Source organism: Thermoproteus sp. CP80 (genome assembly GCF_002077075.2).
In the GTDB taxonomy this organism is placed as follows: domain Archaea; phylum Thermoproteota; class Thermoprotei; order Thermoproteales; family Thermoproteaceae; genus Thermoproteus.
Window position 1 is genome coordinate 16,975 of record NZ_LCWM02000018.1, and the last position, 18,558, is coordinate 35,532.

At 58.0% G+C, this 18,558-nt stretch carries 22 protein-coding genes; 8 read left to right on the top strand and 14 right to left on the bottom strand.

What is annotated here, in order from left to right:
- Both B7L68_RS04995 and B7L68_RS08870 read right to left on the bottom strand, forming a co-directional pair.
- A partial coding sequence (locus B7L68_RS04995; protein ID WP_193432471.1) for a GTPase occupies positions 1 to 778 on the bottom strand: 778 nt, incomplete at its 3' end.
- Complete coding sequence (locus B7L68_RS08870) at positions 742 to 1,086, bottom strand: hypothetical protein (protein WP_193432472.1); 345 nt, start codon at positions 1,084 to 1,086, stop codon at positions 742 to 744. The genes B7L68_RS08870 and B7L68_RS04995, both read right to left, overlap by 37 nt.
- A gap of 45 nt (positions 1,087 to 1,131) precedes the next feature.
- On the opposite strand from B7L68_RS08870, the gene B7L68_RS05000 reads away from it, so the two are divergent.
- The 3 genes from B7L68_RS05000 to B7L68_RS05005 are packed head-to-tail and all read left to right on the top strand — an operon-like array spanning position 1,132 to position 2,216.
- Positions 1,132 to 1,734: a V-type ATP synthase subunit D gene (locus B7L68_RS05000; RefSeq protein WP_081246581.1), complete on the top strand. Its 603-nt coding sequence runs from the start codon at positions 1,132 to 1,134 to the stop codon at positions 1,732 to 1,734.
- A gap of 43 nt (positions 1,735 to 1,777) precedes the next feature.
- On the top strand, positions 1,778 to 1,930 hold the full coding sequence (locus tag B7L68_RS08875) for a hypothetical protein (RefSeq protein WP_193432473.1): 153 nt from the start codon (positions 1,778 to 1,780) through the stop codon (positions 1,928 to 1,930).
- A gap of 13 nt (positions 1,931 to 1,943) precedes the next feature.
- On the top strand, positions 1,944 to 2,216 hold the full coding sequence (locus B7L68_RS05005; RefSeq protein ID WP_081246582.1) for an ATP synthase subunit C: 273 nt from the start codon (positions 1,944 to 1,946) through the stop codon (positions 2,214 to 2,216).
- Here B7L68_RS05005 and B7L68_RS05010 read toward each other — a convergent pair.
- The 5 genes from B7L68_RS05010 to B7L68_RS05030 form a co-directional block, all read right to left on the bottom strand.
- Positions 2,209 to 3,258, bottom strand: coding sequence for a V-type ATPase subunit (locus B7L68_RS05010; RefSeq protein WP_081246583.1), 1,050 nt, complete (start codon positions 3,256 to 3,258; stop codon positions 2,209 to 2,211). The two genes, B7L68_RS05005 and B7L68_RS05010, sit on opposite strands and share 8 nt — an antisense overlap.
- A complete protein-coding gene (locus B7L68_RS05015) occupies positions 3,255 to 3,572 on the bottom strand; it encodes a hypothetical protein (RefSeq protein WP_081246584.1) in 318 nt (105 codons plus the stop codon). Before B7L68_RS05015 ends, B7L68_RS05010 begins: the two co-directional genes overlap by 4 nt.
- Positions 3,573 to 4,047: 475 nt before the next feature.
- A complete protein-coding gene (locus tag B7L68_RS05020) occupies positions 4,048 to 5,067 on the bottom strand; it encodes a hypothetical protein (protein WP_081246585.1) in 1,020 nt (339 codons plus the stop codon).
- On the bottom strand, positions 5,064 to 5,372 hold the full coding sequence (locus tag B7L68_RS05025) for a hypothetical protein (protein ID WP_081246586.1): 309 nt from the start codon (positions 5,370 to 5,372) through the stop codon (positions 5,064 to 5,066). The genes B7L68_RS05020 and B7L68_RS05025 overlap by 4 nt, the downstream gene beginning before the upstream one ends.
- Positions 5,360 to 5,665, bottom strand: a complete 306-nt coding sequence (locus B7L68_RS05030) for a hypothetical protein (protein WP_081246587.1) — start codon at positions 5,663 to 5,665, stop codon at positions 5,360 to 5,362. The genes B7L68_RS05025 and B7L68_RS05030 overlap by 13 nt, the downstream gene beginning before the upstream one ends.
- A gap of 512 nt (positions 5,666 to 6,177) precedes the next feature.
- Here B7L68_RS05030 and B7L68_RS05040 point away from each other — a divergent pair.
- Both B7L68_RS05040 and B7L68_RS05045 read left to right on the top strand, forming a co-directional pair.
- Positions 6,178 to 7,017: a slipin family protein gene (locus B7L68_RS05040; RefSeq protein ID WP_081246589.1), complete on the top strand. Its 840-nt coding sequence runs from the start codon at positions 6,178 to 6,180 to the stop codon at positions 7,015 to 7,017.
- Positions 7,014 to 8,327, top strand: a complete 1,314-nt coding sequence (locus B7L68_RS05045) for a nodulation protein NfeD (protein WP_081246590.1) — start codon at positions 7,014 to 7,016, stop codon at positions 8,325 to 8,327. Before B7L68_RS05040 ends, B7L68_RS05045 begins: the two co-directional genes overlap by 4 nt.
- 266 nt (positions 8,328 to 8,593) lie before the next feature.
- Here the strand turns inward: B7L68_RS05045 and B7L68_RS08650 are convergent, their stop codons facing one another.
- Positions 8,594 to 8,755: a hypothetical protein gene (locus B7L68_RS08650; protein WP_162008402.1), complete on the bottom strand. Its 162-nt coding sequence runs from the start codon at positions 8,753 to 8,755 to the stop codon at positions 8,594 to 8,596.
- The gene (locus B7L68_RS05055) at positions 8,752 to 9,054 is read right to left on the bottom strand and encodes a hypothetical protein (protein WP_081246592.1); all 303 of its coding nucleotides are present in this window, start codon (positions 9,052 to 9,054) and stop codon (positions 8,752 to 8,754) included. Before B7L68_RS05055 ends, B7L68_RS08650 begins: the two co-directional genes overlap by 4 nt.
- Before the next feature lie 62 nt (positions 9,055 to 9,116).
- On the opposite strand from B7L68_RS05055, the gene B7L68_RS05060 reads away from it, so the two are divergent.
- The gene (locus tag B7L68_RS05060; RefSeq protein ID WP_081246593.1) at positions 9,117 to 10,793 is read left to right on the top strand and encodes a PaRep2b protein; all 1,677 of its coding nucleotides are present in this window, start codon (positions 9,117 to 9,119) and stop codon (positions 10,791 to 10,793) included.
- 115 nt (positions 10,794 to 10,908) lie between these two features.
- Here the strand turns inward: B7L68_RS05060 and B7L68_RS05065 are convergent, their stop codons facing one another.
- On the bottom strand, positions 10,909 to 11,376 hold the full coding sequence (locus B7L68_RS05065) for a hypothetical protein (protein WP_081246594.1): 468 nt from the start codon (positions 11,374 to 11,376) through the stop codon (positions 10,909 to 10,911).
- 124 nt (positions 11,377 to 11,500) lie between these two features.
- On the opposite strand from B7L68_RS05065, the gene B7L68_RS05070 reads away from it, so the two are divergent.
- On the top strand, positions 11,501 to 11,977 hold the full coding sequence (locus tag B7L68_RS05070; protein WP_081246595.1) for a hypothetical protein: 477 nt from the start codon (positions 11,501 to 11,503) through the stop codon (positions 11,975 to 11,977).
- A gap of 101 nt (positions 11,978 to 12,078) precedes the next feature.
- Here B7L68_RS05070 and B7L68_RS05075 read toward each other — a convergent pair whose 3' ends face one another.
- From B7L68_RS05075 to B7L68_RS05090, 4 genes are read right to left on the bottom strand one after another with little or no spacing between them, the layout of a single operon-like run.
- Positions 12,079 to 12,648, bottom strand: coding sequence for a nuclease-related domain-containing protein (locus B7L68_RS05075; protein WP_081246596.1), 570 nt, complete (start codon positions 12,646 to 12,648; stop codon positions 12,079 to 12,081).
- Positions 12,649 to 12,688: 40 nt separating this feature from the next.
- Positions 12,689 to 14,110 carry an FAD-dependent oxidoreductase gene (locus B7L68_RS05080; protein WP_081246597.1) on the bottom strand — a complete coding sequence of 474 codons (1,422 nt, stop codon included), beginning with the start codon at positions 14,108 to 14,110 and terminating at the stop codon, positions 12,689 to 12,691.
- Positions 14,111 to 14,154: 44 nt separating this feature from the next.
- Entirely contained in the window at positions 14,155 to 14,814 is a 660-nt protein-coding gene (locus B7L68_RS05085) for an HAD family hydrolase (RefSeq protein ID WP_081246598.1), read from the bottom strand.
- Positions 14,798 to 17,386, bottom strand: a complete 2,589-nt coding sequence (locus tag B7L68_RS05090; RefSeq protein WP_081246599.1) for an MMPL family transporter — start codon at positions 17,384 to 17,386, stop codon at positions 14,798 to 14,800. Before B7L68_RS05090 ends, B7L68_RS05085 begins: the two co-directional genes overlap by 17 nt.
- Before the next feature lie 37 nt (positions 17,387 to 17,423).
- Between B7L68_RS05090 and B7L68_RS05095 the strand changes: the two genes are divergently transcribed.
- A complete protein-coding gene (locus B7L68_RS05095) occupies positions 17,424 to 18,557 on the top strand; it encodes an ABC transporter permease (RefSeq protein ID WP_238136335.1) in 1,134 nt (377 codons plus the stop codon).
- Position 18,558: the final 1 nt, after the last annotated feature.

The window sequence follows — 18,558 nt, forward strand, 5'->3', positions numbered from 1 at the left end:
GCGGCCTGTCGGGCTCGTACCAGTAGGTGAGCTTCCCCACGATCCAGTCCCTCAAAACCCTCCTGGCCGCTTCGTCCACATTTACGCGGCCGCCCTTCATAAGGCGTCCGTACCTTCTGCCGATTAGCTCGAGGGCCTCCTCGGCCGAGGAGGCCGAGGCGAGGCCGTACGCCTCCAGCGCCTTCGGATTGAGTTTGAGCACCCGCTCTATCAACGCGACCGCGTAGGGCACCGCGTCGTCCACCCTGCCTGGATCCACCGCGCCGCGGATAACCGCCAGCGCCGGATCCTCCGCGCCCTCCGCCGCGAGGACCCCGGGGGTGTCTACCACCAACAGCCAGCTCTTGGCCCTCACGAGCTGTTCGCCCCTGGTCCAGCCCGGCTTCGGGCTCGTCGAAGCGACGTGTCTGCCCTTAAGGTAGTTTATTATCGTGGACTTCCCCACGTTGGGATATCCCACCACGGCGACCTTGACGGGGATCGAGGGCGCCAGCCTCTTTATGTAGGCCACCAGCTTCCTAGTGCCGAGCCTCTCCCTAGCGCTTAGGAACACGGACGGGACGCCTTGAGATTCGAGCCACCGCTTCCACTTGAGCCCGATCTCCAGCGGCACTAAGTCCGCCTTGTTTATAGCCGCCATGAGGCGTTTGCCCAAAGACCTCGCGAGCTTCTCCACGTCCGAGTTGCGCGTGGCCGCGGGATCCCTTGCGTCCAGCACCTCGACGACCACGTCGCTGTCCTCTACGACTCTCCTGACCCTTCTCCAGGCCTCAGCCACGCGACAACCACCCCAACGTGGTTTAAATGCCCTTTCCCGCACTCGCCGTATAGGTCCCTGTAGACGTAGAACCTGGCCAGCGGCCCGCCGCATCTGGCGCACTTGAGCTCCGCCTCCCCCAGTATCGAGTACCCCGCCGGCTCGTATCTTATCGAATATATATAAAGCGGCCTATCCCCCGACAGCGCCAGGAGGTAATACCCGCCGCCGTCCCCCGCGACTATATACCTTACGGCGTTCACTATGTCGTTGGAGCTGACGCCGGCGACTCTATCCGCTCTGGATCCCGCCTTGGCTCTGGCATCCACGCGGCTACCGGCACATAATTTTTAAGGAGGCGCCGCATGGGAGGCGTGTCCTCGCGCGTAAGCCCCTCGCGGCTGGAGCTGATCAACCAGAGGAGGAGGCTTCAGCTCTTTATAAGAATAAAGAGAACCTTGGAGGATGCTAGAAACAGCACCATACAGAGGATAAGGGCTCTTATAGCAGAGCTAGAGAGAGATAGGGCAGAGATAGCCACGAGGTTTTCGGGCATATCCGATCTCTTCAGGATGGCGGCCGCCAAAGAGGGCATAGACAGGCTGGACATGCTGGCCGAGGTGACCCCTAAGACCGCCAACGTCGCCGTGGTCAACAGGGGTCTCTACATGGGTCTGGAGGTTGAGAACTACGGGAAGTACCCCGTATACAGCCTGATGGCGGAGGCGCCGGAGCTGGACCTCGCTCTGGTGAAGATGCGCGAGCTGTTGCCCAGGCTCATCTCCTTCGCCGAGAAGGAGACCTTGTTCTACACCCTCCTGAACAAGGTCAGAGAGTATCAACGCATGATAAACGCCATCGATTACGTAATAGTGCCGAGGATCCAGGAGACCATCAGATACATAACTCTGGCGCTGGAGGAGCAGGAGAGGGAGGACTTCATAAGGCGGAAGATCATCACGTCGGCCCAGAGCTAGTCCGGGACTCAACAATTAAAAACCGGCCGCCAGAAGGGCTTCGATGTCGGTGAAGGGACTTGAGGCCCAAATAAAGGAGCTCATAGATAAAGAGATCGAGAGAATCCTCGGCGAAGCTAAGAGAGAACTCGATGAATCTATCAGAGAAATAGACGCCCAGATAGAGAGACTAAGGCAATATTTAAAAGCACGGTAAAACACCGTGGGCCATGGCGGCCAAATACGTGCTGCCTCTCCTGTTGCTAGGCGCAATAGCATTTGCGCAGACGGCTCAGTCCGGTAGCCAATACATAGGCGCCGGCCTGGCGGTGGGCCTAGCGGGTCTGGGCGCCGGCATAGGCGTGGGCATAGCCGGCGCGGCGGCCATTTCCGCGTTAGTGGAAAAGCCACAGGAGCGCGTGTGGTATCTAATATTCGTTGCGCTGGCCGAGGCCATAGCTATATACGGCTTGCTGATAAGCTTTATACTCAGCGCTAAATAAGCGTCAGAGGGGCAAAGTAACTGCGTCTTTTTTCCACGGACACGCCCTCGACCAGCATCGCGGCTGCCTTAATTATGAGCATGGCCTCGGCCCTGGCGTATTCTAGAGACGCCAGCAACGACCCCAGAGAGAACTCGGAGTCCTCCACTATGGAGGCGTCGGCGAACTTCCTCATTACCGCAGGGTAGGCGTTGTCGAGGACTATTGAGAGGTTCTCGAACGTAGGCTCCTCGGAGGCTATGGAGGCAACCACCTGGCCCCACGGCTTTATCCCCGATATCAGGTCTAGGGCCTTTGCGATCTCCCCGCGGGCCGTGGCGTCGAAGATCCCTCTGGCCGCTCCGGAGGACGCGCCGACAGTGAGCGACGCGATCTCCTCGGGGGAGAGGCCCCATACCTTGGCCCTCACGGCGAGCACCACGTCAAAATATGTAGTTAATGTATTCACCAGTTTATATATAGATTTATCGTTAAATTTACTTAAAGATTTTGTATAGTCCATTATCCACTGTCTATCTATAAATATAGTAAATTTATCGTAGCCGAACTTCTGCATAAGCTCAAACGCCCCGGCCGCCGGATGGCCCAAAGCCCTAAGCCTCTCCCCCACCTCCTCGACGCTTCTAGCCCCGAGGAGCGAAGTGATTATATAACGCCGGCGGGTAAAGTCCAGCGGTTCCGTAACTACAAAATCCTCCGGATTTTTGCCCGATCTTATCGCGGTTATTATATATTCGATATTTTCGTACTCAAAACGCCTGAGGTGCAACCTGACGATCTCCCTGCCCTCCTCGGTCATGCCCAGATATAGCTCCTTTACATTATCCATATAGGTTTTAATAACTTGATCTCTTAAGTCTTTTAATGTTTCTTGCGTTAATTTATCTATAGATATTTGATATTGAGTAGTTCTCAAAACGTTTAGATATTCATCGGAAGAGCCGGCGTACGCGAGCGCTATGGCCCTATCCTTCGGGAGAGATTTAACCCGGAGACCTCTGACTCTGGGGCCCAGGCTGGGTCTCCTCAATATGGAGCTCATAAACCCAGTTGTCTTAGGACGGCCTCGAGCACCTCCTGTCTCTTCTGGCCGAAGGATTTCAGCAGGGCATCCCTCCGCTTCTCCGCCTCCTGCAGAATGCGCGACGCCTCCTCTCTCGCCTCCTGCAGGGCGCTCTCCCTATAGCTCTCCGTCGTCTTCTTCACTATGGAGTCAACTACTGCGTTCAACTGATTCGAATATTTATCTATGATCATATTTGCATTATTCTGAACTTTTTGTTTAATTTGTTCAGTTTCTTTTATTACACGATCTATTTCCTCTAGGCTTTTTAAAATTTCGTCAAGCTTCAGCATCGGCATAGGCCGCTCTCGTTGTTTATATCTATTTCCTTCCTCTAATTCTGTGATGAGCTCAGGACTGGCCTAAACGTGAAGAGACACTTCTCGCCGCTGATTCGGTGCGCGGACTTATCATCATGTTCAGGCCGTCCCCACGCAGTCCTCACAAGCCTAGTTAAGGAGACGGTATTTGTACATTCTTGCAAGTCGGCCTCGGACCATCCGGGAAACTCCCCGGCAGTCGCACCAGAGGCCTACGCGTGTTTCCTCCTGGCAGAATCCGTAGGGCATCGGCCGTCTATTGCCTAAGGCATAGGCCTCCATCTCCCTCAGCCTCGGCCCCAAGCCCGGTATTGCATGCTGATCAAAAACTACCAGTAAGAATATGGGACATATACAATATAGGAAATCTATAGTAATATATCCTTTAACTTAATATAAATATTAATATATAAACTTTAACATTATTCAAACACATTTATGTAGCTTCTCAGCAACTCCTAATCCCCCTACCCCAGGCCCTCGACAACGCCTCTTGAAGCTTGGTGAAGTCGGAGTAAACCATGGGCACCCTATACGTCATCCCATTATAATTAATAACTAGGAAGTACTCAATACCCTGGCCATACGGCCCAAACGCCGTAGCGCCGCTGATGCAAATGCTGTCCAGGGCATCGTCCCTTGGTATGAACGTGACACTCCCATCCCTATCCGTGATGGTGAAGCCATCATAGGTGAGGACGATTTCCCTCACTTCACTGCCGAACAACCATTTGAGCGTGCCACGTGTCATGAGCGCGACGACGCCCACGACCGCAACGACAACGACGGTGATGATTAAAGTAGCCAAGCCACCAACCCAGTGGAGGATCCAGGCGATGGTGCCTATGATGGCGGACAACACAAGGGCGAAGGAGAATAGGCCAACTACGGCACCGCCCAACCCGATGCTGTACAGGATGCCGTACTTCCTCGCACCCCACCTCCAGAGCACACCCTCACTTGAGGTCGTCTCGGGAGCCATGGGCGTGGTCGTCGCCCCAGGCTCAAACCTGGCCCTCGGGCACTCGGGCGGTGCCCAACCCCAGTAGGTGTTTAATGCATTGACTAACGCATCATACTGCCCCTGGCTCAGTGGGATTGCGTAATCAACCAACCCGTGGGAGATGCGCAACTCCAGGCCCACGGGTGACCTCCTGATACAAACCACGCCGCCGCCAACAACCGCATCCCTCGGCAAGTAAAACCTCCTCCGGCCTCCGACGGCCAGCCCGTCCTCCGTGAACCTGACCTCGAACGGCCTCGAAAACCCACGATCTATTACGAGGGCCGCCGCGATGAGGGGCGCGAGGAATATCGCCATGCCCAACGCGTTGTTGAGCCTGTACTGGGGCGGGCTCGTGAGGGCGACGAGCAGGAGGAGGAGCGCGAGGAATGCAATGAAGCCGTAGGCGAACGCCCTGCCGGCGATGGAGCCCCCCACCCTGAAGCTCCAGATCGTCTCGCTCATGGGCTCACCTCAACGCCTAAGTTCCTCAACATGTCGATGGCATCTGAAATGCCGATTGGCGTGAAGTTGTATGTGAGGATGGAGGTAGCACCCACGCCGGTGATCCAGACCCTATTGACCTTGTACGCCTCATTGTCGATTATGAAGACCCCTATCTCGCCGTTCTCGTCATAGAGTAGGTCATTACTAACGCGGGTTGGGTTTAGACCGTTAAGCGCCTCGCTAGCCAGTGCAATACTCCTGGCAAAGTAGGTTAGGAAGCCGATGCCCAGCGCGAGGGGGACAAGCCCTACTAACCAACCCACATTGGGACGTACCAAGTCCCTCTTGTGAAGAGTATTATTGAGATAACCAGTACGCCGAATAGGGCTACTCCGGTGAAGAGGACTAAGGCAGCCTTCATCCACCTCAGTATTGGGTTGCCGGACGTCGTTATGATGACGGCGTTCACGCCCCTGTCCCTAGCCCTCGCAGTTTCAATTACGAATTTGGGGTCGAAAACCGGCGAGGCGGCGACAACCCTCTCGCCTGCGTTCCTCACTTTGTCCCTGAGCGCGTCCCAGTACGTGGCCTGTGGGCGCGCCCTAGCAACGGGCATAATTCTATATTATTAATTTAAGTTTTATATTTTTATCTCTTAATCAAAATTAAAAAGAATACTATTTGTTTAATTCTATGGTATTTTGTTTATTTTTATTTATATATTATTATTACTTTTGTTTGTTATTATTACTGTGGCTATGTATGGACCCAGCGGCGTTTCTGTGAAGTAATCAACGGGGCTGTGGGCTACGCCACAGCTAGGGCCGACATCCCCGACTTCAAGGAGGCGAACTTGGGAGGGTTCTCCGCGTTGGTGGAGGCTCTGACGGGAAGAGGTCAGGGGTGCGCCGTATGGACAGCAGAATTCTGTGGAGAGCGTCTGGAGGGCTTCATGCGCCACGCCGAGCCCGCGGACGCTGTAGCGAGGCGACTCGGGGAGACTCGCCGCCGGTAAGCCCACGGCCCTCGCGACCGAGAGCAACCTTCCAGAGGTCGCGGCCTCAGCCGCCCCCGCGCGGTCCCCACAGGCTTGATTAATGTTATTTATTAAGTGGAGACAGTTATATTATGTTCCTGCAAGTCGGCCTCATACTGGCGGCCGTGGTTGCCTTCATAGTGCTGATAATAGTCATCTCGTTGCTCGCGTCGGCCATCAGGGTTATTCCCGAATACCAGAGGGCTGTGAGGTTCAGACTCGGGAGGATCACGGGGCTTCTGGGGCCCGGCCTCGTCTTCATAGTGCCTATTATAGATACCATCGTGCGTTACGATCTGCGCATAGAGGTGGTCGACGTGCCTCAACAAAAGGCCTTGACTAAAGACAACGTAGAGGTCACCATCGACGCCGCGGTATACCTGAGGGTGGTGGATCCGCTCAAGGTCGCGGTCACCGTGAAGAACCACGTCCCCGCTGTGGCCACGTTCGCCGCGGCTACGTTGAGGGATGTGGTGGGCATGGTGGACCTCGATACCCTCTTGTCCCATAGGGAGGAGATAGCCAAGAAGATAGCGGATATCGTCGACGAGCACGTCACGCCGTGGGGCGTCAAGGTGACCGGCGTGGCTATACGCGACATAAGGCTGCCCGAGACCTTGGTGAGAGCCATGGCGTCTCAAGCCGAGGCCGAGAGGCTACGTAGGGCCAAGATCACCATAGCCTCCGCCGAGTACGAGGCCAGCAAGATATACCTCGAGGCCGCCGAGACTTACGCCAAAAATACCGTGGCAGTACAGTTGAGACAGATAGATGCCCTTCTGGAGATGGCTAGGGAACACAACTTGATAATAGTCACGCCGTCATCTCTGGAGTTCGTCGCGTTGCCCCTAGCCCTCTCGAAGGCGGCACAACAGCAGCAACAGGCGGCGCAACAGCAGGGAGGCCCTCAACAGGGCCAAAGCAGTGGATGAGGGGGGAGGCCCTACTCTTGCTGTTTTTGTTTCTGACGTCCCAACTGGCCCTAGCCCAGCAGATATATTACGTCAGGGAGGTTTACGTAGTCTCCGTGGATAACACCATTGGGCCGTACACGGTCTCGCAACTGTCGAGAGCCATAAGCGCGGCGGAGCAGAGCTCGGGCGCCGTGTTGGTGTTGTTGAATACGCCGGGGGGACTCGCCGACTCCACGCTCAGCGCCATGCAGATGATAGGCGCCTCGTCTGCGCCGGTCATAGGCTTCGTCTATCCCGACTACGGCTATGCCTGGTCCGGCGGCACCTACCTGCTCCTCTCCACGCATATAGCGGCCATGGCCCCCCATACGGTCATAGGGTCTTGCCAGCCCATACAGGGCACGACTCCCATAAACGAGTCCAAGGTCCTCAACGCGCTGGCCAGCTACCTGGCGACCATCATGGCGTCTTACGGCAGAAACTCCACCTACGCCTACCTCTGCGTCGAACATAATCTCAACCTAAACTCCGAGGAGGCGCTGCGGTATCACGTAGTAAACTTCGTGGCCGACGGCATAGGGCAACTTCTGGATGATGTGAACGGGTCCTCCATAGTCCTCGACGGACGTAGGACCATCGTAATAGTTCAGAGCCCTACGCTTGTCAGAATCGAGCCGACTTTCGGCGAGATGCTCCAGGCGTGGCTCATGGATCCACTTGTGGAGAGCGTACTGTCTCTACTGGCCCTTCTGGTGGTCATCGTGGCCATCGCGTCGGGCCATCCCCTGGCCGCCGGCCTCGGCGTCGTGTTGTTCCTGCTGTCCGTACTGCCCTACGTATCCACCGGCTGGATCTGGGCCATCTTGTTCGCCATGGGGGTTGCCCTGCTGTTCGCAAGCATGTTCTCCGGCGGCTATACGCACGGAATCCTCGAGGGGACGGGCGCCGTCTTGGTCATATTGGGCTTCCTGAGCCTCTTCCCGCCGTTTCAGCTGCAGAGACAGCCCGTGGTGATAGCGGACTACTGGCCCCTCGTGGGCTCCGCGATAGCGCTGTCGGCGGTTCTGGCCGGCGTGGTGGCCTTCATCGCGTGGAAAGCCGTGGCTGTACACCTGCGGCGGCCCGTATCGGAGCAGATGCTCACCCTGAGGGGCCTTGAGGGCGTGGCCGTGGACGACATAGGCCCGGACAGACCGGGCTACGTCGTGGTGCTCGGCGAGTACTGGAAGGCCGTGTCCAGGGTCGGCGTGAAGAGGGGTTGCAGAGTCCGCGTTGTGGAGGCAGGGACCCCTATAGTGGTGGAGCCCGTTGAGGCTTGCGGCGGCTAGATCCCCCAGGCTCCTCTGAATATCGTGTCCGACGCGGATATATGCGGGGCGGATCTGGCCCTACGTGTTCGTCTACGTGATGATGGCGTACGGCTCGGCCTTGATCGTGCTGGGGCTAGTGAGCGGGGAGGACTCGCTCGCCTTCTTCGGGCTCGCCTTGCTTCTTCTGTCGAATCTACACGCCATAGCCTCACTCCTGAGAAGGAGGACGAGGCATAGAATAGAACCATACTTGATACATATGCCCCTCCTGCGCCCTTCAGCGGTCAAAACCCCTCGTGGGGGCATTCGGCCGCACGCCACTCGGGCGGCGGCCGGGAGCACTCCACCATCTGCAACGCGTCCAGCCTCTGCGGAAGCTCGAAGGCCGAGGCGAGCCTGAGCCGCTTCGGAGCCGCGCCCCTGCCCGCGTCCATGCCCGAGCTCATGCCCTCATCCTCCTCGCGGCGTTCTTGACGCCCTCGACGGCCGCTCCCGCCGCATTCGCCAGGCGTATCAGCATCCCGTGCTCCCTATAGGCGGCCAGCCATAGGGACGCGGCGGCTATGGCCCCGGCCGAGAGGCCCTCCAGGTCGTATATGTGCCTCCTCACCAGCGCCAGGGCCGCCTCGGCGACGCTGTGCGGGGCTCCGGCGCATTCCCTAACCCTGCCTATCTCGGCGCCTATGGAGGCGAGCCTCGCCTCCCTCCCGTGCAGGGCGTCCCTGTGGAAGCCGGCGAGAGCCACCGGGGGCCGTGCTCCATCCTCACGCCGATCTCGGTCCTGCTCACCAGCCTTAGGGGGGCCGCGTGGATGCGCGCAAGCTGGCTCGCGTCGTCGCCCTAGGCGATATGCGGTGCTTGGCGAGGGACTGCGCCGGCGATAGGATCGCCAGGAAGTTCGTGGAGCCAGCCCTCGAGCTGATGATGCTGGACAAGGCGCTTGAGGGCAAGCTCGATAGGAGGGAGGCGTTGCTGCGCTTCGGCGAGATGTACGCCACGGCGTTGGCGGGGGACGGCACGGTGGAGTCGAGGGAGGTCGAGCCGGCCTTCGGGGGAGGGCTGGGAGGCGGCGCAACAAAGGTCGTGCTGGTCGTCGGTGGGGAGCTGGGCGGTGGGGCTACGCTCCTGCGCCTCGCTACGCTGCGGTCGCTCAACGAGCTCCTGCCCGACGGGCTGAGGTTCGGCGTACATACGTACGTGGGCGAGGGCATATACCGCATAACCGCCTACGGCGGAGATGCCGCCAGGCTCATGCGCCTCCTCGCGGCGGCGGCGCCCTCCGCCGGCGGAGGGTACTTAAGCCCGAAGTTCGAGGGTTTCGTGGGGGAGGCCCGGGCGGAGGTGCGGTTCGGCGGCATGAGGCTGACTCCAAAAGGCCGCGTCGCCGCCGATCTGACCATATCGGAGGGCGACATCGATGTCAAATACAACGTCTATCTGCGCGAACACGACATCCTGCTCCAATTCGCCTCGACTGACCGCGGCCGCGCAGAGCTCGCGGCGCGCCTCCTCAAGCTGGCGGGCGTCGGCGCGGAGGTGGAGAGAGTGGGCGGCGGAGGCGTGTGGCGGGTCAGAGCCACCACCGACATGCTTGCGGCCGGCCGCAAGGAGCTCAGGGACGCCATCGCGGAGGTCGTTAGGAGGGCCGCCGAGGGCGGCTGGGTGAACAGGGAGACGGCCGACCGCTGGCTCGACAAGCTGGAGAGGGGGCGCGCGCTGAGGGAGGGATGGCCGAAGTACAACGTGCAACTGACCGAGGGCGCGCTGGTGGTCAGATACATGTCCACGAACCCCGAGAGCATAGAGCGGATTGCCGAGGAGCTGAGGAAAATGGGCCTCGAAGAGGGGAGACACTTCACGGCCAAGATGCCGGAGGGCGGCAGGAAGGGCTATGTCCTGATCCTCAAGGAGGGCCTTGAGCGCGCCGCCTGGCTCTCCGTACACGGCGAGGGCGAACGGCAGAGGCTTGCGGCCGAGTTCGTGGAACATATACTTGAGAGGGCGAAGGAGGGGGGCGACGACGTGTATAGAAAGGCCCTGGAGGTGGTGGAGGAGGGCAAGGCGAGGGGCTCCCTAAAGCTGGAGGGCTTCGAGAGGGAGGTTGGGGGCCGCCTAGTGAAGGTAATAGGCGGAGGGGCCGAGTTCGGGAAGGGCAGGAGCGGCAGAACCCTCTTGAGGATCAAAATAACCGCCGAGGTCGACGGCGTCAGGAACGACTACGAGATCGCCTTCGGCAGGTATAAGAGAAGCAACAAGGCCTTGGGCTTCGCCTACGCCAGAGCCGGCGCGCCGGGAGGCAGGGAGGCGGACGCCGAGAGGCTCTCCGCGCTTGTGGAGGCCCTGACCGGAAAGAGGCCGAAGGTGCGCCGCATGAGGGACGGCACCATAATCATAGAGTGCGGCAGGGAGCACCTCGACCGCCTCATGCGCTTCGCCGAGCTGTACGCAGCCATTATGAGGTGGCTGGAGGAGACGGGGCGGTGAGCCCACACCCACGGCCCTCGCAGCCGAGATCATCCTCCAGAGACGGGGAGCTGAGGTCAGCCTCTTGAGCCTCTTCACGGATCGTCAGACCCTTAGTTCATCACCGGATGAATCCCTATAGATAGCTTAGAAAGTCTTCGAGAAATTTAACGGTGAGGTAGTCCAGGTAGGCGTCTCCTATAGCCACCAGCCTTTTATCGCCTTTCCTTATGATATAAATATATTTATCTTTAATCTTTAACTGGGCCTCATCTAAATCTAGATCTAGATACTGCTTTATATCATCAGATTCAGGCAAAGTCCCATATTCATCTTGACCTATTTTGACATAATGAAACCCCAGGAGTTGCGCCAGCTCGGCCGCGTTAGACGGGATGTAGCCCACCCGGCCGTAGGGCGGGATGAACTTATCCAGCCTGTCCCTGATGTAGGCCAGCTGGCTCAATATCTCCTGCTCGCCCGGCGTGTAGACCCTCAGAGGCTGTTGCTGTTGCGGCGGCCTTCTATTCAGCACGAATATGGCGGCTACGAGCGCCGCCACCAAGGCCACTACGGCCACCGGTAGCAATATTTGTAAAAGCACGTGCGGAGCTTCGGAGGGATAATTTAAAGTATTCGGCCAAAAATGCGCCGGGCCGAGCTACGTTGTCGGGATGGCCGTATTGCTGAGGCGCTCAGCTTTAAAAACCTCCGCCAGCTAGACGCTGGTGAGGCTGTTGTTCGTAGGGATAGCGCTGGCGGTCCTTCTGGCGGTTCCGCGCGTGGGGTTCATCGTATATGCCGTCGGCCCCGCCCCGAGCTTCCAGGCCGGGGGGTCGTATATCTCGGTCGGCTCCAATAAGTACTACATATTTTCGGCGCCGAGAATAGACAGCTGGGTCATCCTGGCGCTCGCCGTCGCCGTCGCGGGCTACTACGAAGTTAGGAAGGGCGTCAGGCCGAGGGGCAGCGCCATCTCCGTGGCGGTCTTGTCCGCCGTGCTCGCGGCGCCCCTGCCCCTAATATTCTCCGAACAGAGCGGCCTAACTATCGTCGCGATCTCCAACGCCTACTCTTCGACAGGACCTGTGTTATTCCTGGCCGCGACGGCCTTGGAGCTCGCCGAGCACTACATGCTGCCGCGTAGAAGCACGCGGATCTTGGCGACGCCGGACGTCGCCCTCGAGAAGACCGAGAAGGCGTGACCCGTTGTTTCTTCTGCCTGCGGAACTTCGATAGGCTCTACGTGGCGAAGCTCAAGGCGGAGCTCCACATGGATCTATACGTCTACGTCTGCGAGGAGTGCCTACGTCAACACGCGGATCTGGTCGCCCAGATAGTCGAGGTTTCTCAGGAGATCGGCAAGAAGGGATATGGAAAGCACGGGCACGCCCTCAACAACGGCGTTGACGGAACTAAGCGTAACTACCACAGGAAGCACTCTAGGCGCTAGCGGCCTCAGCTTGTCGAGACACCTGGCGGTCTTCTCCAGATGGCTCCTGGCCACGGCGGCCCACTTGCCTCCGCCGTATTTCCAATGCTTCGCCTCGACGACTAGGACGTGTCCGCGGGACCACGCAACCACGTCGAACTCGGCCCCGCGGCCTCCGCACTCCATCCTGACGCCCCTCCGGACGGAGTAGCCCCATCCCTCGAGGATGTACACGATCACCTCCTCGAAGTCGCTCCAGCTGAGCGAGCGCGACAGCTTGGCCAGATCTAGCGTCGCCCCGCTCTGCAACGCCTTGAATATCAGGTAGGGCCTCGGCGCCAGCAACCCGCCTCTATAGAGCCCCGCCTCCTCGAGGCACCGCCTCTCGTCGTCGTCCAGAGGCGCTCCCTCCACGGCGTCCTCCACAGCCCTGCGCAGACACACGTAGGTCCGGCGCCATGTATTAATATAGTAGCGGCGCCGGCTACGACGTCGGCTCGTACAGCTGTTTAGGACGGCCGTAGAGCAGATACGACGGCTTCTGGGCGTATATGGCCCCGGCTATTATGGCTATGTTGGGTATGCAGAACACCTCGAAGCACGGGCTGGGGCCGCCCGCCATCTGATCCACAGTGGGCAATTTGACATGTCTAAGCCTATTCACCTCGTCGCTCGTCACCCTCACCTCGACCCTCGACTTGTTGAGCCTGTCCACAGCCCTCATCAGATCGGACAGCTTTAGGCCGCTACATGGGCATATGATCTGGTCGCCGTCTATCTCGTCCAGGTCGTTGGGCCAGAAGTAGGGCCAGCCGGGCGCGTCTATCACGTTGGGCTCCACGTAGAGATCGCTGTAATCGGTCCCTCTGCTTAGCCTCAGATCGAGGTTGTAGAGCCAGTTGGCCTCGAGAGCTATCTTGGCCCTGAACTCCTCCAGGGCCTTGGCGGCCCTATCGGCGTCCTCCAAGCCCTCCTTAGACGCTATGTATGATGCCAGCAGTCTGCCGTGCGCCTCCTCAAGATGGGCGTAGATCGCGCCGTAGAGCTCGCCGACTGTGTATATATTGGTGCCCCCCGCCGACTTGCCCCTCTCGTCCAGCCTCAGCACCTCGCCGAAGCCGTTGCGCCTAGGCACTAAGGAGTTGAGCTCGAAGGAGTAGAACACCTTGAGGCCCAGCCTCAGAGGGGCGTAGAGATTGGCCGTCCTGACCGCCGACACTACGGCGTCTGCCTCGATCCGCCTAGTCTCGACCCCCCTCTTGCCCATGTACGCCTTCAGCTCGACGACGCCGTCTCTATATCTCCTAATAGTCGCGGAGTGCACCACCTCTATCCCCAGTTTCTCCAGGGCGCTCCTCACGCCTTGGTAGTACTTAACGTCGCGCAGGTAGGCCGAGTTGTCGGCCACCGCCACCTGATTGCCCCTACGCGCCAGAGCCATCGCCGTTCTGAGGCCCCACTCGGTGGTCCCCCACACCAGGAGCTTCCTGCCGTTTATCCCGGAGGCGAGCGCCTCCGAGGCGAGGAGCACCTGCCGCGAGCCGGGCATCGGCGTGTACATCTCCACGCCGCCCGTGCTGAGCACGAGATGTCTATATCTGGGCTTGACGCAACGGCCGCCTGAGATCAAGACCTCGCCGTCGAAAATCCCCCTGTTTACCTCCACTGCGTATTTGTCTATATATTCGCGGGCCGGGGCGCCCGAGATCGTCGGCTCTCCGTCGAGGGCGTTATGGCCGCCCTTAGGGCCTTCGCTGTAGACGGCCACCTTGAGCCCATATCTGCTGAGCTCTTGGGCGGCCGCTAGGCCGCCTATGCCGGCTCCCACCACCAACACGTCGTAGTCCTCCTCCGCGCAGGGGCCCGGCCTTTTGACCTCGCCGCATACCCACGAGCTACAGATCATGCCGGGGGGTTGCCGGCGTATTAAATATATTCTCCAGCCCTACGTCAGCCAGCCTCCTCAAGCCAACGCCTAAACTCCGCCAAGCTGCTGAAGTTGAGGTCTCCCCGAACCTTATCGCCGATAACCACGGTGAGTATGCCCAGAGCTCTGGCGCCTAGATCCACGTCGTCGTCGCCGACCATGACGGCCTCCTCGGGCCTCACGCCGAGCCGCTTGAGGGCGATTCTGAACATAGCCCTATGGGGCTTGCGGTATCTAACCACGTCGGACGTGACCAAGACGTCCACGGACGCGCCTACCCTCCTCAGGAACTCCTCCACGTAGCACCTACAGGTTATGTTCGATATTATCGCCGTCTTGAACCTGGAGCTGGCCCACATCAGAAACTCTGGCGAGCGGTCCACGGGCACCAGGTGGTTCAACATGGCGTTTACCAGAACGGCGCGGACGCTACGCCAGTCGCCCCCCGCCAGCGCCGTTATCAAGGCGGCTTGGCCGTCCACAGTTATTTCGGCTAGAGAGGCCTCCCTCACGGCGTTAGCCAGCCTTCTGGCCTCCATGAAGTACTCCAGCGACTTGTCGCCGCTCACGCCGAGGACCGACGAGAGCCCGGCGGCCACGTCTTCTAGATAGGACCTCTCGTCGTCTACCTCGGCCAAAGTCCCGAAGAAGTCGATGAGGAGGGCCCTAACGCGGGCGTTCATGCAGCTTCGAGGGCCACCAGTTATACTTAGCGAGCAGGTTCATTATAGCCGGGACCAGCAAAGGCCTCACCACGTAGGCGTCGAATATCGCCGAAAACGCCACTGTGGCTCCAATCTGCTGCAAGACCGTCAGTTGCGACTGGGCTATCGAGAGGAAGGCCAAGGCAAGGATCAAGGCCGCCCCCGTGACTATGGGGCCCGTTGTCACTATGGCCGTCCTAATCGCCGACCTATCGTCGAGACCTCTCTCGACATCCTCCCTGATCCTAGTGACTATAAACACGTCGTAGTCGGTCCCGATGGCCACCAGAAGGGTCGTGAGGACTACGGGCTGTAGCCAATACGTCAGCTGGCCGCCCGCGATCTGGAACACGGCTACGTTGAGCGCAAGGCCCCACACCATCGACATGAGCACCGTGGCGACCAGCCTCAGCGGAGTCAAGAGACTACGGAGCGCCGCCATTAGGGCCAATATAACAGCTGACAGAATTATATATAGCTGGAAGCGCCAAAAATATAAGTAGATATACGTGTAATAAACATGTTTCCAACCGGCGTCGCCGCCTATGTATAGGAGGCCGTATTTCCTCAGCTCGGTCAAATTATTATAGATATATAATAATTCATCTGAAGTACTAGTTAGAGATAATTTTAACGATATGATATAGTAATTATCCCTTTTAAATATAGTATAATTTGTATAATATGGAATACTGGTTAAATAATTGATTACCGTGCTGTTCGGCTTGTCGGTAAATACAACATATGTTGTGGATAGCGACGTTATGTTCCTGAAGTACGTTTGGGCTATATGCAAAGCCTCCTTGCTTCTGGTCTCGGGCATCGCAGATATGGGATTTGTAGTAATTCTTATATTATTCACTATAAATATAATTAAAATTATAGTAATTATTGAAAATATTATTAATATTATTTTTGAGTAATTAAGCGCGAGGTCCACTAATCCGCCCAGAAGCCTGGACCGGCCTTCGTGGAGCCTGATGTCCTCTATCCTCCTCGGCCAGAATAGCCTATCGCCCGCCAGCGCCATCAAAGCCGGCGTGGCCGTAAAGGCTGTGGCCAACACCAGCAGGACCGAGAGCGCTAGGGCGAGCCCTATGGTCTGCATAAACGGCAGGACGGAGAAGCCGAAACTGCCGAGGGCCAGACCGGCGACCGCCGCGCTGGTCAAGACCGCGCGTTTGCCGAAGCCGACGGCTATGCCGGCAGCCTTGGCAGGCTCAGCTCCCTTATTCCTCTCCTCGGCGTATCTGCCGAGCATCAAGAGGTTGTAGTCTATGCCCAGCGCGAAGACCACAGGCGCCGCTATGTATATCGAGAGGTAGTAAGGCGGCATATACGGCGAAATCAAATAGATGAGCCCGAGGAGGGCGAGGTAGGACAGCCCCACCTCGGCCAGCACCGCCAGCGGGGCGACCAACGTGCCGAACACCAGCAGGAGAACCGCCAGCATCACCACCGCGGTGGTCTTATCTATGTCGGGGATCTCCGAGGTCACCGTGTCGGTGAACTGAGACATGAGTATATCGGTGGATACGGGGACGGCCCAGCTGTAGTTGAGCCTCGGCACGCCGGTCCCTTCGGCTATCACCAAGGCGTATAGGTCGCCGTAGAGCAGCCGCTCCGCCTGAGGTATGGTGTACATCGTAGGCGGCGGATATCTAGACGTCAAGTTCTCGAGCAGAGATTGCTTGAACGCGGCGGCCGCGGCCTCCGTCTCGTTGACGCAGAGCACGTACGGTATATACGGCCTTAGGGCAGGCGGCGATTGGGAGGACAGCTGCAGGTATAAATACTTCTCGACCCCCAGCTCGGTTACGTTCCTCGCGAGCTCCACCAGCGTCGAGTTCAGCTTGGTCGACAGGATCCTCTCGGCCACCAGATCTATCGAGCTCTCGGCGGCCCAGTCCCTCCACGTTATGCCCCTAAGGAGCCAGCTCACGTTGCCGTAGGCCTCATCTGCGGCGAGCCTCACCGCCGCGTCTACGCCGTAGGTTTTAGACAGGTTTCTGTAGTACTGGAGGAACTTCGCCGTCTGCGGCGTGGAGTAGTTGAACAAAGCCGCGCCGTATGTGGCGTACAACAACGCCGTGGCGTTACCTCTGGCCGCCTCGTAGGCGTCCTTAAGCTCCCTAAGCTCTATACATTTATTTTCTGTTAAATTATATATATTGTTTAAATAATTAAAAAATTCATTAGTATAATTATTTAATGTGATATTTATTTTTAACCAATATATTTTTTGAGCCATATACTGTATGCCCAGCGGCGAGGTCGCGCTGAAGCCCTCCTCGGCCAGCGTCCCGTTGACCAGAGAGAGCTTGCGCGAGAGGTCAGGCCCATATACAACTATAAATATAAACTTTGAGGAATTATCTGTATTTGATCCATTATTTATTATATTATTTACTATATTCGGCTCTGTATTTTTAGGCATTAATTTTAATTCTGAATACACCAATACGTCGAATACTTTCCCCGCGTGTATGGCGAGGTACGCATACACCGCCGCCCATAATGCCAACAAGGCGTAGGCGAGCGCCTTCTTCACAAAGCTAAATAAATTCTATACTCAAAAAACATTCGCTATGAGCCGCCACATAACCATGCTGGCCGTCAGCGACATGAGGGCCAGAAGGGCGAGGTACCTACTGCTGGTCGTGGTTATAGCTATCGGCGCGGCTTTGATGGTGGCTCTGAGCACCATAAGCATTGGCACTAAGATATATATACAGAATCAATTATATCAAATATTTCCAGCAGATATACTTGTTTATTCGAATTCTATCGATATTCCGTATGCCTTTGTCGAGTCCTTGAGGTCTCTTCCCTACGTCCAGAGCGCGGAGCCTGTTGTCATGCTGACAGGCACCTTGGGGAACAAGACCGTGACGCTTCTGGGGGTGCCTCTGAGCGATATAGGCTACTTCGACGTGGAGCTGGAGGCAGGCAGGCTGCCCCACGCGGGGGGCGAGGCGGTGGTGGACTCGGCGCTGGGGGTCTCCCCGGGGCGGGACGCGACCATCTACGTGTACCGGAGCAGCGTGGCGCCGCCCGTCGAGCTCAGAGTCCACGTGGTCGGCATAATGAGCAACCTGCTGAAGGGATTCATAGGTCCCATGAGCCTCAACTTGGTCGTCGTGCCTCTCGATTGGCTCCAGCAAGGCATGGGGATTGGGGATTTCTACAACATGGTGTTCATAACGGTGAGCGACAAGTCGTTGATACAGCCCCTGGCCCAGGCGTTGAAGCAGAGATACCCCCGGGCGGAGGTCTACACCCAGCAGAGCGCACTGTCCACCATAAATAGTGTATTCAACATGCTCAATTTATTCTTCTTGGTGATAGAGGCCGTCGCGTTTCTGGCCGGCGTTCTGACCACCTTCACCGTCATGTCGATAACGGTGAGAGAGCGGATGGGCGAAATAGCGCTCCTGAGGGCCACGGGCATCTCCGGCAGAGATATAGCCCTGGCGTTTACGCTCGAGGTGTCCTCCGTGGGGCTTCTGGGGGGCATGGCCGGCGGCGTCGCCGGCTATTTCGGAGCCCTGGGGATCAAGGACCTGCTGACGAGGCTCGGGTATTTCTTCGACGTGCCTGTACCGTTCATCCCGTCCATATTCGCGCTGGGCGTCGTCCTATCCCTCCTGGTGGCTCTGGCGGGCGCCCTCATGCCTGTGTATAGAGCCGTGACGCTGAGGCCTCTGGAGATATTGAGATGAG

Excerpts from the sequence above, each read along its gene's own strand:
- B7L68_RS08875 (WP_193432473.1), top strand. The coding sequence starts at position 1,778 with ATGTCGGTGAAGGGACTTGAGGCCCAAATAAAGGAGCTCATAGATAAA.
- B7L68_RS05005 (WP_081246582.1), top strand. The coding sequence starts at position 1,944 with ATGGCGGCCAAATACGTGCTGCCTCTCCTGTTGCTAGGCGCAATAGCA.
- B7L68_RS05010 (WP_081246583.1), bottom strand. The coding sequence starts at position 3,258 with ATGAGCTCCATATTGAGGAGACCCAGCCTGGGCCCCAGAGTCAGAGGT.
- B7L68_RS05015 (WP_081246584.1), bottom strand. The coding sequence starts at position 3,572 with ATGCTGAAGCTTGACGAAATTTTAAAAAGCCTAGAGGAAATAGATCGT.
- B7L68_RS05020 (WP_081246585.1), bottom strand. The coding sequence starts at position 5,067 with ATGAGCGAGACGATCTGGAGCTTCAGGGTGGGGGGCTCCATCGCCGGC.
- B7L68_RS05030 (WP_081246587.1), bottom strand. The coding sequence starts at position 5,665 with ATGCCCGTTGCTAGGGCGCGCCCACAGGCCACGTACTGGGACGCGCTC.
- B7L68_RS05040 (WP_081246589.1), top strand. The coding sequence starts at position 6,178 with ATGTTCCTGCAAGTCGGCCTCATACTGGCGGCCGTGGTTGCCTTCATA.
- B7L68_RS05045 (WP_081246590.1), top strand. The coding sequence starts at position 7,014 with ATGAGGGGGGAGGCCCTACTCTTGCTGTTTTTGTTTCTGACGTCCCAA.
- B7L68_RS08650 (WP_162008402.1), bottom strand. The coding sequence starts at position 8,755 with ATGAGCTCGGGCATGGACGCGGGCAGGGGCGCGGCTCCGAAGCGGCTC.
- B7L68_RS05080 (WP_081246597.1), bottom strand. The coding sequence starts at position 14,110 with ATGATCTGTAGCTCGTGGGTATGCGGCGAGGTCAAAAGGCCGGGCCCC.
- B7L68_RS05085 (WP_081246598.1), bottom strand. The coding sequence starts at position 14,814 with ATGAACGCCCGCGTTAGGGCCCTCCTCATCGACTTCTTCGGGACTTTG.
- B7L68_RS05095 (WP_238136335.1), top strand. The coding sequence starts at position 17,424 with ATGAGCCGCCACATAACCATGCTGGCCGTCAGCGACATGAGGGCCAGA.